This is a genomic window from Coprococcus eutactus, assembly GCF_025149915.1.
GTDB classification, from domain to species: Bacteria; Bacillota; Clostridia; order Lachnospirales; family Lachnospiraceae; genus Coprococcus; species Coprococcus eutactus.
In genome coordinates, this window is sequence record NZ_CP102278.1 from 352158 (window position 1) to 368124 (window position 15967).

Sequence of the window (15967 nt, forward strand, 5' to 3'; positions counted from 1 at the left end):
ATGAGAATTGTGATTTCGGGCATACCGATCGATATTCAAAAAAAGAATATTAAGAATATGCACCTTCAGATAAAACCGCCTGATGGACATGTTGTTATTTCGGCACCATTATCAATGGATGATAAGGCAATCGAGGTGTATGCTCGAACCAATCTCAGTTGGATAAAAAAACAAATTGAGAAGTTCCAGCAACAACCAAGAAGTGCTAAGCGGCAGTATGTTAGCGGTGAAACTATGTACATCTGGGGCAAACAGTATTACTTATCCTTTGTACCAGATGCTCAAAAGAACAGCTTTGAAATTCAAGGAGATAAAGTAATTCTCTCAATGAGAGAAGATAGTACGGTTAAGCAACGAGAAAACTATGTGCGTGAACAGTATCGTAGCTTACTAAAAGTTGAGATAGAAAGACTTCTTCCTAAATGGGAACAAATTACTGAGCTTCACTGTGAGTCGTGGCAAACAAAATATATGGTTACGCGTTGGGGAACCTGTAACACTGAAAAAAAGAAGCTGTGGTTTAATCTGCAGTTGGCCCAGAAACCTATTGAATGTTTAGAATATGTTATTTTACATGAATTGATTCATCTGAGGGAACGTACACATAATTCGACATTTATTGCATATATGGACATGTATATGAAAAACTGGAGAGCAGTACGAAAAGAATTGAATGATTCAAGACTAGACTATTATGATGCTCAGGATGAGAGTCCTTTGCAAAAATTGATCGACCAAAGAAGATATGATGAGATAAAAGACGCTGTTCTTGATTATATGACGGAAAAAGTGAAAGAGAATAAAGCTACACTATCAGACATCGAAATCCAAAATGTAGTCCATATTGAACAGGTAGATGATGGTGCGATTAGCTTTTCTGTAATCGTTAGTTGTGATATCGAACATTCTATATCTTCAACGGGTAGGGTTTCGTTTACTGAAAAATGGCTTGATGTAAGGTGTAAAGTTCTTTTAGGCGTGGAACTAACAGATTTTGAAATTATAAATATTAATGAATGTGAGCAACAGGAAGATTCAGATAATGACAAGTATTCCGGTGAATTGGTACCGATTATTTCAAGAGATGCTTTTGAAAATGAAGCTACAAAATTCCTGGAGAAATATTATCCTTTGGCTTTACAGGAACCGGTAGCTGTTCCTATTAGAAAGATTGCAGAGGACATGGGTCTTTCGATTATAGAAGATTCGTTGCTTTCATCAGAACTTGATATTTTTGGTTTGGTTGTTTTTGAAGACGGAAATATTAAGGATAAAAACAAGAATATTGTTATCAGAAATGCCAAACGTGGAACAGTTTTGATAGATCCTCGTGTATATTATGAACGAACCTTAGGTACTGTGAACTTTACCATTGCGCATGAGTGCTTCCATTGGTATAGGCATCAACCGTATCATGCTTTGATGAAGATGCTTGGAGCAAATGATGAATTAGGGAAAATAATACAGTGTTCTATAGGTAGCAATGCAAAAGATTCAGAAAAGTGGAAGGCTGTGGATTGGATGGAGTGGCAAGCTAATGGAGTTGCTCCACATATCTTGATGCCAACAAATACAGCAAAAATAAAAATTTCAGAACTCATAGAAAAATACCATATTCATTTTGATGGTACAGATGGTTATCAAATCGAGGAAATGATTTCAGAATTAGCTGATTTCTATGGATTATCAAAACAGGCAGTTAAGATGCGCATAAGAGAAATGGGCTTTGCAAAAGTTGATGGTGCATTTACATATGTTAATGGACAATATGTTACTCCATTTTCATTTGATGCATCAGCCTTGACGGATAATCAATCGTTCACAATATCCTCAGCTGATTTATTTAAGGCGTATTGTTTAAATAAAGACTTTAGAAAAGCCATTGATACAGGAAAGTTTGTTTATGTTGAGGGCCATGTTTGCCTTGATGATGAGAAGTATATCATACATTCAGAGGGGCGAGTAAAACTTACACAGTATGCTTTATCTCACATTGATGAATGCTGTCTTGCTTTTGATAAGGGATATAGTTATCAGTCGAAGTATCAGGGACAAAAATACTATGTCCAAATGATGTACAAGACGCCGAGTCAGGTGGCAGCACAAGAATACTCATTTGAGATGAATGCTCACAACAGAACATTGTTATCTCAAATCCAGAGAGCAAGTCGAAGCGCTGATGCAATGAGATTATATCCGGGAGCCTTCTCTGAAACATTGGTACAGCTTATGAAAGAGAAAAAGCTTTCTAATAAGAAATTAGCAGATGCCTCATTGGTGGGCGAACGTACAATACAGAGATTAAGAAATGAGGAAGAATATCCCACAACAGTTCAAACGGTTTTGGGATTGTGTTACGGATTACAGCTTTCAGTGCCTGAAGCAGAAATGTTGGTCGGGAAAACCGATTTCAATATAAAGCCAACTAATCCACAAAATAATGCTTATAGATGCGTATTAAGCTCATGTGCCGAGAATAGCATATATGAGGTTAATGAGATGTTAGAATCTTGTGGATTTGAGCCACTTGGTAGTTCAAAAATGGGATAATGCATAAGGAGGTACTTTATTAAATGCAATACGATTGGATAGATTTTTACACAGAGTTTGCTACTAAGCTTCTTCCTTTTAAAACTGATAGAAAGACCCTTATTCAGAAAATATATGCGGTGTATGACGCAGCTGGAATTAGTGTTCCGAAACTTGAAAGTGGCGATGTGATTATTGATGTTGATCCGTTCACCATCTTTGGCACATTCAACAAGGGAATAACAAATGCTAATAGAATTGCTATTCTTAACGGGATAGCATCAGAGTTTGGGATTGCTACACATGTTCCGAGTATTTTTGATGGAATTCCGGTTCTCAATAATCTGAAAGCAACATTCTATGGATTTAAAGATGATAGAAAAGCAGGTGATATTGATAATTTGTGGAGCTTGTTTGAAACTGCTCTTGTACTTGCCGATAATGACACAGCAGATAACCGCCGGAAATTTTCTGACGTTTATGATATGGTACATGATCAGCTTTGCATTCGCTGGAATATTACGATGGGTCTGTATTGGATTCGTCCTTATTCATTTATTAACCTGGATTCCAGAAATCGCTGGTTTATAGCTAATGCTCAGAATATGCCGGGTGAATTTGTTGTGGCCGCTGAGAAGAAGTTGAAGAAAGTTCCATATGCAGCAGATTATCTTGAAATAAGGGATCTGTGTAAAAAAGTTCTGGATGCGGGTCAATATGAATACAAGAGCTTCCCGGATTTATCCTATACGGCATGGATTGTCTCTGAGAAAGTAAATCAAGAGAAGTCTGTTGAAAAAGGCAAAAAGACTTCCAAAGCAGAATTTCTCAAATGGTTTATGCCATTATTACAGGCGCTGCGTGATCTGGGAGGATCTGCGACACCAGCAGAGGCAAGAAAGAAAATCATAGAAAACGAGCACTTGTCGGACGAGGTAATAAATGAAACCAGAGGCAAAACACAAGTTAACAAATTTGAAAATGAAGTTGCTTTTGCAAGAAATTATCTCGTCGGAGCGGGCTATATCGATAAGAGCGTAAGAGGCGTGTGGACACTTACTGAGGCAGGAAAGACAGTGGAATTAACAGCGGAGATGGCATCAGATATTTTCAAAAAAGGCGTCTCTGATGCAAAGAGCAATAAAACGAATGATAGCGATGCTCTTGCAGACAACGATATCGATACCGTTCGTTATTGGCTCTATGCCCCGGGGCAAGGTGCTGATAAATGGGAAGAGTGCTATAAAAATGGCTATATGCTGTTGGGCTGGGGAGAAATTGGAGATCTTGGAGTATTCAGCTCTAAAGATGAAATGAAACAGCAGATGAAGCAGGAATATGGCGATAGTAGCTCTTATAAGAATTCAGCTCATGCTACATGGCAGTTCGTCCATGATATAAGGGTTGGTGATGTTGTATTTGTGAAGAAAGGCAACAATGGCATTCTTGGTAAAGGAATCGTTGAGTCTGACTACGAATACGATGCTGATCGTGCAGATGAGTATTCAAATGTCAGAAAAGTTAACTGGACCAATAAGGGTAATTGGACAATTAACCATCAGGCACCGCAGAAAACTTTGACTGATATTACTCCATATAGTGATTTTGTGCAGGAAATTAAAGACTTATTTGAAGACGATGATATAGTTGACGACGAGCAGGAAGTTACCTATCCAGAGTACACTGTGGAGAATTTCCTAGATGATGTCTATATGTCTGAAGAAGACTATTCTAGATTAGTTGGCTTGCTTAGAAACAAGAAAAACATTATTTTGCAGGGCGCTCCAGGGGTGGGAAAAACTTATGCTGCTAAGCGCTTGGCATATTCCATGATGGGTGTAAAAGATGTAGAGCGTGTGATGATGGTGCAGTTCCATCAGAGTTATTCCTATGAAGATTTTATTATGGGTTTTCGTCCATCTGCTACAGGATTTGAACTGAAGAAAGGTGCATTCTATAATTTCTGTAAGAAGGCTGAGATAGACAGTGATAACGAATATTTCTTTATTATAGATGAAATCAATCGTGGAAATCTGAGTAAGATCTTCGGTGAACTGTTTATGCTGATTGAAAATGATAAACGAGGAAATGCGCTGCAGCTTCTGTATTCGGATGAAAAGTTTGCAGTTCCGAAGAATGTCTATATTATTGGCATGATGAATACTGCAGACAGAAGCCTTGCTATGCTGGATTATGCACTTCGTAGAAGGTTTGCTTTCTTTGATATCAAGCCAGGGTTTGAGACTTCGGGGTTCCGTGAGTATCGTATGGCATTAGATAATGAGAAGTTCAACAAACTGATCAGTTGCGTCGAGAGTTTAAATAGAGAGATTTCTGTCGACGAATCTCTGGGCGAAGGGTTCTGCATTGGTCACAGCTACTTCTGCAATTTACAACCTGATGCAATTGACGATAGTTGGCTTTATGGTGTTGTGGAATATGAGTTGATACCTTTGTTGAAAGAATATTGGTTTGATGAACCTATGAAGGTGAAAGATTGGAGCGAAAATCTAAGGAGTACGATTAAGTGATACCAATTCAAAACATCTATTATATGCTGTCCTATGCATTTCAGATATTGAATGAGCAAGGTTATAAGAATATAGCCACAGAACAATTTAATAATACTGCTGAGCTGATGGCGGCTATCTTAGAAAAAGGTATCGCGATTCAGCTAAAGCGAGGACTGGGTAAAGAATATATTCCGCAGACAGAGGCGCTCTCTTCACTGCGAGGAAAGATTGATATTGCAGAGTCCATCAAGACACAGTCAATGCTACGGAAACAGCTAATCTGTACATATGATGAGTTTTCGGTTAACAGTATCATGAATCGGATCATCAAATCTACAGTTGAGATCCTCCTGCGCTCGAATATATCGAAACAGCGAAAGAAAAATCTTAGAAAGTTAATGCTGTATTTCAGTGAGGTGGATTTTATTGATTTGTATACGGTAAATTGGAATGTTCAGTATAATCGAAACAATCAGACCTATCGTATGCTGATCTCGATATGTTATTTGGTAGTAAAGGGTCTGTTGCAGACTCAATCAGATGGAAGCACCAAACTGATGGATTTTCTGGATGAGCAGCGTATGTGTCGATTGTATGAAAAGTTCATTCTGGAATACTACAGGAGAGAGTTTAAAAATCAGATTACCGCAAATGCATCACAGATTCCGTGGCAATTGGACAACGACGAGAATTCTATGCTGCCGGTGATGCAAAGTGATATTATGCTCCAGCGTGATGATAGAGTTCTTATCATTGATGCAAAGTACTATGAGCATAGTATGCAGGTACAGTTTAACAAGCATACACTTCACTCGGCTAACCTTTATCAGATTTTTACTTATGTGAAGAATAAGGAATACGAATTGAGAGAGAAGGACCATACGGTTTCGGGAATGCTTTTGTATGCGAAGACTGATGAAGAAATATATCCGAATAATGTATATCAGATGAGTGGTAACCAGATCACAGTCAGGACTCTGGATTTGAATTTACCATTTACAGAAATAGCAGAGCAGCTAGATACAATAGCAAAATTGCATTTCAGTTTATAAAGGAGGCCTCCTATTTGAAAAAGAAAAAAGACGAAATAACCATCCGTTCCAGTGCAGCAGAATACTTAACCTATGTTGCCTCTGTCGGTGATCAGCAGGACAGCATAGAGATGCGCTATGAGGATGAAAATATATGGCTGACACAGAAAATGATGGCCACATTGTATGGCGTGGATGTTCGTACAATCAATGAGCATATTAAAAATATTTATTCCGACTCAGAGCTTGAGGAAGATTCAACTATCCGGAATTTCCGGATAGTTCAAACCGAAGGTTCACGTCAGGTGACTCGTGATACAAAGCATTATAATCTTCAAATGATTATTGCTGTTGGATTCAAGGTAAATAATGAGCGAGCGGTGCAGTTTCGCAAGTGGTCCAATGGCATCGTGAAGGACTACACCATCAAAGGATGGGTCATGGACGATGAGCGTCTGAAAAATGGTGGATCCGTACTTACGGTAGAATACTTTGACCGTTTACTTGAGCAGATTCGTGAAATCCGTCTTTCTGAGCGTAGATTCTATCAAAAGATAACGGACATTTATGCAACAGCTCTTGATTATGACCGCACAGCAAAAACGACAAAGCAGTTCTTTGCAAAAGTGCAGAACAAGATGCATTATGCAGTTCACGGTCATACGGCATCAGAGTTGATTTACGAGCGAGCAGATGCTGATAAGCCACATATGGGGCTGACCACGTGGGCAGCAGCACCGGAAGGTAAGATAGTAAAAAGTGATGTGAGCGTTGCGAAGAATTATTTGAGTGAGCAGGAAATGCGTTCACTGGAGCGTATTGTATCTGCTTATCTGGATTTAGCAGAGGACCGTGCAGAACGTCAGATTCCAATGACGATGGAGGATTGGTCAGAGCGACTGGATCTATTCCTGATGGCTGATGACAGAGAGGTTCTTCAGGATGCAGGAAAAATTACGGCAGAGATCGCCAAGGCTAAAGCCGAGACTGAATTTGAAAAGTACCGTGTTATTCAGGACAGACTGTTTATGTCTGACTTTGATAAATACATGCTGGAATTGGAAGAGAATGCGAAGAAGTAGTAGCATCGCCATTAAAATTTCAACTTGCCAAGATCGAGTGCATGGGAGTTGGGGCATCAGTCGTGGCGAAAAATAGCTGTTGACCTGTTCTATGTACGAAGAACAGACAAGGTGGAGACGATGGCGGTTCTCTGTTAAATTTAACTTTTATGTTGGAATCACTATAATAGTAGAAACGAATAAAAAGTTGAACTTTTTCCGTAGACGGGCGAGGTTCAGACTGTGATATGGATAGCGAATTGTATCAATACTTTTTTGCTACAGAATTTGTTGATATGTTTCCGCAAACAAACGGAGATATTTTGCTACAGTCTACATTAGTCTGGACCGGTTCCCGAAAACTGACATCAATCTGGACGTATCGTGCCATGTGGAGACGGTCTGTTTGCTGTCAAGGAAAGATAAATAAAGGCTGAAAAGTGGCGTATTTCCGGGCTTTTTGCGAGGTTAGCATCATCAGAGAAGCCTTGCGGAAAGCTCGGTTTTCTTGTATGGAAACATATCTATTTTTAGCCGGACTTGAGAAAAAGTGTATTGTTGTAAAAATGCGGTAAGTGCAAACATTGTTGACACAATTATGATGGATGAACCATCCTAGAATTGTTTCCTCATGTACCATAATAAGATGTCTTTAAAGATGAAGTCACAAGGGGGCAGGTACATCTAGCATCGTGTTAATGTGTGCCTGATACTTTGAACTTGCAGAAAATACTTGGTCATTCCCAAATTGACACTACCATGCAGTACGCAATGGTGAATTAGATGAAAAAGTGGTTGTTGCAAAAATTGCAACAACCACGAGGTATGGAGCAATAGAAGGAAAGCGGACGTTGGATTATAGTTGATGAGAATAAGAAGAAAGATCACTAAGGAGACCAAGTGGACAGAAAAAACGAAGCCCTAAACTACCTGAAACAATGCCCCAAGATGGCGAAATGGATGAATATATGCATTTGCTGTGGCTCAATGGGTTATAACCCGGATATGCCAGACAAGATTACTTCGAGAGATGGCAATGGGGAATATAATACTGTATTTTCAAGAAACATAAAGAAGTATTTTTCTCCACTGAGAGTAAATGACATGGGGATGTGCGCCATTTGTCAGAAATATTGGAGAAATAAATAAGTATTTGCAAAAGGAGACCTCTTATTTGAAAAAGAAAAAAGACGAAATTACTATCCGTTCCAGTGCAGCAGAATACCTAACCTATGTTGCCTCTGTTGGCGACCAGCAGGACAGTTTTGAAATGCGCTATGAGGATGAGAATATATGGCTGACACAGAAGATGATGGCCACATTATATGATGTGGATGTTCGTACAATTAATGAGCATATTAAGAAGATTTATTTTGACTCAGAACTTGAGGAAGATTCAACTATCCGGAATTTCCGGATAGTTCAAACCGAAGGATCACGTCAGGTGACTCGTAATACGAAACATTATAATCTTCAAATGATTATTGCTGTTGGATTCAAGGTGAATAATGAACGAGCAGTGCAGTTTCGTAAGTGGGCCAATGGCATAGTGAAGGACTACACCATCAAAGGCTGGGTCATGGATGACGAACGTCTGAAAAATGGTGGCTCTGTGCTTACAGTAGAATACTTCGACCGTTTGCTTGAACAGATTCGTGAGATTCGTTTGTCTGAGCGTAGATTTTATCAGAAGATAACGGACATCTATGCTACAGCTCTGGATTATGATCGAACAGCGAAAACAACAAAGCAGTTCTTTGCAAAGGTCCAAAACAAGATGCATTATGCAGTCCATGGTCATACGGCAGCAGAGCTGATTTACGAGCGAGCCGATGCAAATAAGCCACAAATGGGATTAACCACTTGGGCAGCAGCACCGGAAGGTAAGATTGTAAAAAGTGATGTGAGTGTTGCGAAGAATTATCTTTCAGAGAAGGAAATGCGTTCGTTAGAGCGTATTGTATCTGCTTATCTGGATTTGGCAGAAGATCGGGCGGAACGTCATATTCCGATGACAATGGAGGACTGGTCAAAGCGGCTGGATCTATTTCTGATGGCAGATGACAGAGAGATTCTTCAGGATGCAGGCAAAATCACTGCTGAGATTGCCAAGGCAAAAGCTGAAACTGAATTTGAAAAATATCGTGTTATTCAGGATAGGCTGTTCATGTCTGATTTTGATAAGTACATGTTGGAATTGGAAGAGAATGCGAAGAAGTAGCATGAAACCAGTGATGATGTGGATGGGTTCGGATGAGTAACTTCCAGACACAAATCGGTAATTCATAGAGTGCTGTCTTTTCATGTGAAGACCGTCTGTTTGCTAAGCAAGAAACCTTGAGTTTATGCGGTATTTAGGTGGTTCTTATGGATAATGTGTCCGCAAATAGTTGTACCCATTGTTGTGAAATGAGTTCGTAGTTGGAGAAAATAGGAATATATGAGAAAAAATGACAAATTTCCATTCGCTATTACCAGGAAAGCATTGGTTGTGTATATTGTTTTTACAGTTCTTCTGGGACTATTTCTGTTTTTTGTCAGAGGGGATGTGGCTGGAAAATGTGCGGCATGTATTGTTTGCCCTATGCTCATTGTATATTTAATCTATGCGTATTGTAAAGAGAGCAAAGCAGATATGAAAGCTCATGATACAAAAGCACAATATATGAATGGCAGTTATTTTGAAAGCCCTGAGTGGCATGAGAAATATGTAGCCTATCTCAATGAGCATCCTTTTGAGAAACCTAAATATCAAAGCATGAAACTGGATTTATTAAAAAGATTTCAAAGACGGGAATATCTTGTCAAAATGATATTGCCATTGTTCCTAATGTTTTGTACCTTGTGTCTTATTCCTTTAGGGCGTTATTATATGGCTATCATAGGATTTTGTCTATTCGGATTCTTGTTTTGGCTAGAGTTTTCACTGTATATAGGAATGCCGGTACGGAAGTGGTTGAAGGGCGATATTGATTATGAGGAGATTGAAGCGTCATATTTAAAAAGTCAGATGCTTTTCTATAAAACAAATGCATTAGCATTTGGAACTACACATTTACATGGATTCACAGAGAAAAAAATATATGCAATAGATTATCGATTGGTGGAAGGAATATCAAGAAAAATAGTACGCCTTAAGAAGTATGAGGATGGAATTTATAATACTGAGGAGTATCAGCATTTTGCAGTTATTCATGTCAGACTGCCCCAAAGCGGAAACATTCACGATGTTGAGATCGAACTAAATGAGTTTCAGGTTCAAATGGCAATCGATAAGTTATCCGTCTATAAAATTGGTGAAGATTTGATGGAAAATCTTTCTGTAAATGAGCATAAAGAAAATGAGGCTGTAATATAGCCAATGCAGCATCCAGCATTGCCTAAAAAGGATAAAGAAGATAAGGAGACTCCATGGACAGAAAAACCGAAGTCCTAAACTACCTGAAACAATACCCCAAGATGACAAAATGGATGAATACCTGCAGTTGCTGTGGCACAATGGGCTATAACCCTGATATGCCAGAAAAGATTATTTCGAGAGATGGCAATGGAGAATATAACACTGTATTTTCAAGAAACATAAAGAAGTATTTTTTTCCACTTAGAGTAAATGATATGGGGATGTGTGACATTTGTCAGAAATATTGGGAAGAAAATTATTAAGCAACTTGATATGATGAAATAGAGGCTTGCAGCAATAAACCAAATAGAAAAGGGGAAAAGACGATGGAATTTATATGTTACCCAAAGTGTTCAACCTGCCAGAAGGCAAAGAAATGGCTGGACGAGAATAAGATCGAATACATGGAGCGCCACATTGTGGACGACAATCCAACATATGAGGAACTGAAGAAATGGTATGAGAAGAGCGGACTGCCACTCAAAAGATTTTTTAATACGAGCGGCATGCTGTATAAGGAGATGAAACTGAAGGACAAGCTTCCGGACATGAGCGAGGATGAGCAGTTGCAGCTTCTTGCGACAAATGGCATGTTGGTGAAGAGACCGCTTGTCGTTGCTGAAGATTTCGTGCTGACTGGATTTAAAGAGAAAGAGTGGACAGAGAAAATGCTGTAGTAGGAACGTCCCTATGGAGAAAAAATGAAAAAAATTGATGTAAACAACAGTTGGGAAATGCATCGCGTAGGCGATGACGATTGGATAACGGCGACAGTGCCGGGATCGGTGTATGGGGACCTGCTGCAGGCGGGTAAGATGGAAGATCCATTCTGGAAGGACAATGAGATAGAAGCACTGAAGCTGATGGATTACGATTATGAGTACCGCACTAGCTTTTCGTGTGATGATGAGCTGCTGGGATCGGATGAGGTTATCCTTCGGTTTGAAGGGCTGGACACCATTGCGGATATCACGCTAAATGGTGTGAAGCTTGGACACGCCGACAATATGCACAGGACATGGGAGTATTCGGTAAAGGATATCCTGAAGCAGTCGGATAATATATTAAGTGTATATTTTTATTCGCCGACAAAGTTCATCGCAGATGCATTTGCGAAGGCTCCAACACGGGGAACCGAGGATGCCATGAACGGATTTGTACATATCAGAAAAGCTCACTGCATGTTTGGCTGGGACTGGGGCGCACATCTTCCAGATGCAGGAATATGGCGGCCGGTCAGCTTGCTTGGCATCGATACCGCACGGATAGATTCTGTAGAAATCCTGCAGCATCATGGTCAGGACTCAGTGGAACTTGATATAAAGCCGGAGATAGAATTTGTCCGGAAGTATATTGGTTCTGAATCAGAGACGGGACAACTGAGTGTAAAAGTTAGAGTAGTAGATCCGGCTGGAAACGAAATTATAAATAGAATATTAAATGAAGATATCACGAAGAATATACATATAGACAACCCACAGCTCTGGTGGCCGCGCGGGTATGGAGAGCAGAACCTTTACACTGTATCTGTTGACCTTGTGAAAGATGATGGTACGGTGGTTGACAACTGGACGAGAAAGATTGGCCTGCGGACAATAACCATGGATCGTACAAAGGATAAATGGGGTGAGAGATTTGCCACCTGCGTAAACGGTGTAAATATATTTGCCATGGGTGCGGATTACATTCCGGAGGACCATCTCCTTGGACGTGTGACACCTGAGACCACAAGAGCTCTGCTTGAGAAGGCGGTATTTGCGAACTTCAATTCTATACGTGTGTGGGGCGGTGGATATTATCCTGACGACTGGTTCTATGATATGTGCGATGAGATGGGATTTGTGGTGTGGCAGGATTTCATGTTTGCGTGTGCTGTCTACGATCTCACACCAGAATTTGAGGCAAATATCACCGCGGAATTTATTGACAACTTAAAGAGGATCCGCCATCATGCGTCACTCGGGCTTATGTGTGGCAATAATGAGATGGAGCAGTTTGTTAAGGAGAGAAAATGGGTGAGCAAGGACAGCGAGGTGCGGGACTATATTATTATGTACGAGCGAATTCTCCCTAAGATCATGAAGCAGTATGCTCCACAGGTATTTTATTGGCCAGCGAGCCCGTCCTCAGGTGGTTCATTTGATGATCCGAGAGACGAGAACCGTGGTGATGTGCATTATTGGGCTGTGTGGCATGGTGATAAGCCATTTTCTGAGTACAGAAAGTTTTACTTCAGATATCTTTCCGAATTCGGTTTCCAGTCATTTCCTTCAAAGAAGACTGTTGAGACATTTACGAATGATGAGCGTGATATGAATATCTTTTCATACATTATGGAGAGGCATCAGAGAAATGGATCGGCAAATGGAAAGATAATGAATTATATGCAGCAGACGTATAGATATCCATCTGATTTCGAGACGGTTATCTACGCATCGCAGCTTCTGCAGGCGGATGCTATCAGGTATGGCGTCGAGCATTTTCGAAGAAACAGAAATGATGACAGGTGCATGGGAGCAGTGTACTGGCAGTTCAACGACTGCTGGCCGGTTGCATCCTGGTCCAGTGTGGATTACTGCCAGCGCTTAAAGGCACTTCACTACTATGCAAGACGTTTCTTTGCTCCGATCATGATCTCCTGTGAAGAGGAGGGCATGCTTGGAAGCGGACAGGAGCTGGTGAGACTTCCATTTGAATTCCCGAAGTCCATACGCCTCTGCGTGGCAAATGAAACCATGAACACAGAGAAAATACTTGTGTCCTGGCAGTTGAGGGACGCGTCAGCGCGTGTTCTTGAATCCCACGAGGAGGAGATCACTGCGCCAGCGCTGACGAGCGTATGGCTTGACAAGGTTGAACTCCCTGGTATCGACATTTACCACCAGTATGTGAGCTATCAGGCAAGCATGAAAGGACAGGTAATATCAGAGGGGACTGTCATATTTTCATATCCGAAGTATTTCTGCTACGAGGAGCCTCATTTGCAGGCGACAGTAGATGGCGACTATATCACAGTCAGTGCGGATGCTTATGCGAAGAGTGTGGAGATCCTGAACCAGAATGAGGATCTTATCCTGTCGGATAATTATTTTGACCTGAATGCAGATTCAAAGACTGTAAAGGTTATAAGTGGAAGCGTGGATAAGCTGAGACTTAGAAGTGTATATGATATAAATTGACCTTGATAGGATAGAGTTACAGATAGTAAATGCCAGCGCTTAAAATGCGCTGGCATTCTCAATTTTCATAGTTTCGAAGATGAGAGATAAATTAGTATACCCCCGCAGGATACAGATCGCCATCCGGAAGAACAGGTGGCTCTTTCTCGGCATTCTCAGGTATAACTTCCTTGCGTTCACCAGGGGCAAGCTTGATCGTTCCGGCACTTGACTGTACATAGATCACGCTGTAGCCGATATTTTCTACATATAATGGCTTTTCGTCTGTATATTCGGAGTAGAACTCGATATTCTGATAATGCGGGAAATATCTCACGTCAACAAGCTCATTGCATTCCAGCCCTTTATTGTATGCACTTATCAGAAAGCTGTCCTGAAATGTTCCGACGTGCGGGTATGCCGAATATTCGCAGGGAGTGTTGGCTTCAGAATCTTCTGGCACATAATACAGTGAATGAAAGTAATACTCACAGAAATTGGCAAGTACAAGAAGAACTTTTCCCGGTTCTATAACAGGTCTGAGCAGCGTGTCCATTCCTTTATATTTCATCTTCAGGACTTCATAGTCTGGAATAACATCTGAGTACTCATTCTGATGTTCCCAGTCGCAGTACGCAAGAGGACAGTGATACACGCTGTTCATAGTTGTGACAACAAGCTCCTCGGCCTCGGTATCTACATGTATATCATTTACAACCGAAGTATGGATCCATGTGCCATCTGTGAGTCTTTGATGTCCGGTTACGACGCCGTGTCCAATCTGGTATCGTTCGCCTTCTGATACAAATGACTCAACATACCAGTAGTGAAGCATGAGCTTTTCGTTATCATTTACCAAATTGTCCACATAGGAATCGATGATCTGCCGTCCCAGAAGCTCATAGCTGCTTCCTGGAAATGGTCTGGACATTCCCATCACTATCCTGCGTCCGTTATATGAAAATACCAGCTTGATCACCATGCCGTAGTCCTTTATGACGCCCTTTATATCATATTTATCTGAATATACATTTATCTCCTGCTCGAGCATTGAACTATCCATACCAGAGGCCACCTCACTTCTCTATATTTTATAGTATACTAATTATCCATCCTTTTGCCCGGATTGGTCAATCAACTGGTAGTTTAATAGAAATGAGATAATGATCGAATTCCTAATTATTATCTCTGTGGTATGATCATCAATCGAGATTTATATCTTTGTAGATATCGGATACATAGGTTTCTTTCATTGTATTAAATATTTGGTGCTTGATGTTTTCAAATATTACATCTGCGGATTCTTTAATTTGTTTATCGATGGTAGTTGCAGTATCAGGAAAATCGTAAAATTTCAGTAAATTGTCAGAAGGCTCTGCTACCAGTTCATAAACATCATAAAGGGTGAGCTTGGACAGATCACAGTTTAAGTTCGTCCCACCTGGACCGGGCTTAGAAACGATCAAGTCCTTTTTCTTTAGGTCCAGCATGGTATATCTGATAATAGATGCATCAGCTCCTGTGTGGGCAGCGATAAAGTTGCTTGTTATTTTTTCATCTTTGTATAAATAGCAAATGGTGAGGATCTGTAAAGCTAAGGTGTATTTGGTTGAAAATCTCATTGTAGTGTAAAACTCCTTTCGAAAGAAAATGTGAAAAAATATCACAGACTATTGACAGGACATAAATATGTGGTATGCTTACAATATAGTTTGTTGTGATCATATTACAAACTCAGTATAATACAAAAAACTAGTTATATCAAGGAGGATAAGTATGGAGAACAACGGAAATATCACAATTACTTTTAAAGTAAACGAAAAGGAATACTGGAACTTCAAGCGGGTATGTAGAGCAGAGAGGAAAATCCCTGCGGTGCTGTTGAGGGGGTTCATAACGAAGTTTAATGAAGAAAGCAAAAAATATATTGACGAAAATGAGGCCCTTGACGAATCAGAATTGGAAGAGGAGGCTCTGGAGTTGGAGTACCTGTATGACGAAGCTTTATGCGGGTATACAGAAGAGGAAAAAGGAGAAGTTTTTGATTGCTACGATTTTTAACCTATAAGCTTTACCTGATTATAAAAGCGTTCCTGATCTTTTCTATGTCTGCGTTCTACCTTGCTATTGTGGCGAGGTGTACGCGGACGGATCAGTTTATGACTGTTCATCAATTATTTTGACCTGAATGCAGATTCAAAGACTGTAAAGGTTATAAGTGGAAGCGTGGATAAGCTGAGGCTTAGAAGTGTATATGATATAAGTTGATCTTGAT

General features: G+C 40.2%; 13 protein-coding genes and 1 pseudogene. 11 read left to right on the plus strand and 3 right to left on the minus strand.

Translation table 11 applies throughout. The features are described 5' to 3' along the window. The 10 genes from NQ536_RS01445 (at position 1) to NQ536_RS01490 (ending at position 13713) form a co-directional block, all read left to right on the plus strand. Complete coding sequence (locus NQ536_RS01445; protein ID WP_004851904.1) at positions 1 to 2550, plus strand: YgjP-like metallopeptidase domain-containing protein; 2550 nt, start codon at positions 1 to 3, stop codon at positions 2548 to 2550. A 23-nt stretch (positions 2551 to 2573) separates the two neighbouring features. Beyond that, the gene (locus NQ536_RS01450; RefSeq protein ID WP_004851902.1) at positions 2574 to 5060 is read left to right on the plus strand and encodes an AAA family ATPase; all 2487 of its coding nucleotides are present in this window, start codon (positions 2574 to 2576) and stop codon (positions 5058 to 5060) included. Next, the gene (mcrC, locus tag NQ536_RS01455) at positions 5057 to 6094 is read left to right on the plus strand and encodes a 5-methylcytosine-specific restriction endonuclease system specificity protein McrC (protein WP_004851900.1); all 1038 of its coding nucleotides are present in this window, start codon (positions 5057 to 5059) and stop codon (positions 6092 to 6094) included. The genes NQ536_RS01450 and mcrC overlap by 4 nt, the downstream gene beginning before the upstream one ends. Before the next feature lie 14 nt (positions 6095 to 6108). Further along, on the plus strand, positions 6109 to 7155 hold the full coding sequence (locus NQ536_RS01460; protein ID WP_004851899.1) for a virulence RhuM family protein: 1047 nt from the start codon (positions 6109 to 6111) through the stop codon (positions 7153 to 7155). A gap of 879 nt (positions 7156 to 8034) precedes the next feature. After that, positions 8035 to 8283, plus strand: coding sequence for a hypothetical protein (locus NQ536_RS01465; protein ID WP_044998112.1), 249 nt, complete (start codon positions 8035 to 8037; stop codon positions 8281 to 8283). Positions 8284 to 8308: 25 nt separating this feature from the next. Further along, positions 8309 to 9355, plus strand: coding sequence for a virulence RhuM family protein (locus NQ536_RS01470; protein WP_044998111.1), 1047 nt, complete (start codon positions 8309 to 8311; stop codon positions 9353 to 9355). 219 nt (positions 9356 to 9574) lie between these two features. Then, complete coding sequence (locus NQ536_RS01475; RefSeq protein ID WP_004851894.1) at positions 9575 to 10492, plus strand: hypothetical protein; 918 nt, start codon at positions 9575 to 9577, stop codon at positions 10490 to 10492. Positions 10493 to 10545: 53 nt separating this feature from the next. Further along, complete coding sequence (locus tag NQ536_RS01480; protein WP_004851892.1) at positions 10546 to 10797, plus strand: hypothetical protein; 252 nt, start codon at positions 10546 to 10548, stop codon at positions 10795 to 10797. 63 nt (positions 10798 to 10860) lie between these two features. Continuing rightward, positions 10861 to 11211 carry an arsenate reductase family protein gene (locus NQ536_RS01485; RefSeq protein ID WP_004851891.1) on the plus strand — a complete coding sequence of 117 codons (351 nt, stop codon included), beginning with the start codon at positions 10861 to 10863 and terminating at the stop codon, positions 11209 to 11211. Positions 11212 to 11235: 24 nt separating this feature from the next. Beyond that, a complete protein-coding gene (locus NQ536_RS01490) occupies positions 11236 to 13713 on the plus strand; it encodes a beta-mannosidase (RefSeq protein ID WP_004851889.1) in 2478 nt (825 codons plus the stop codon). A 91-nt stretch (positions 13714 to 13804) separates the two neighbouring features. Here the strand turns inward: NQ536_RS01490 and NQ536_RS01495 are convergent, their stop codons facing one another. Both NQ536_RS01495 and NQ536_RS01500 read right to left on the minus strand, forming a co-directional pair. After that, on the minus strand, positions 13805 to 14755 hold the full coding sequence (locus tag NQ536_RS01495; protein ID WP_044998110.1) for a hypothetical protein: 951 nt from the start codon (positions 14753 to 14755) through the stop codon (positions 13805 to 13807). Between the two features lie 139 nt (positions 14756 to 14894). Then, on the minus strand, positions 14895 to 15314 hold the full coding sequence (locus tag NQ536_RS01500) for an Rrf2 family transcriptional regulator (RefSeq protein ID WP_004851886.1): 420 nt from the start codon (positions 15312 to 15314) through the stop codon (positions 14895 to 14897). Between the two features lie 154 nt (positions 15315 to 15468). Here NQ536_RS01500 and NQ536_RS01505 point away from each other — a divergent pair, with 154 nt between their 5' ends. Beyond that, positions 15469 to 15753 (plus strand): hypothetical protein, encoded by a 285-nt coding sequence (locus tag NQ536_RS01505; protein ID WP_004851883.1) that lies wholly within the window; start codon positions 15469 to 15471, stop codon positions 15751 to 15753. Between the two features lie 11 nt (positions 15754 to 15764). On the opposite strand, the pseudogene NQ536_RS01510 reads toward NQ536_RS01505, so the two are convergent. Next, a pseudogene (locus NQ536_RS01510) lies at positions 15765 to 15854 on the minus strand (IS481 family transposase); the annotation flags it as partial. Positions 15855 to 15967 lie beyond the last annotated feature (113 nt).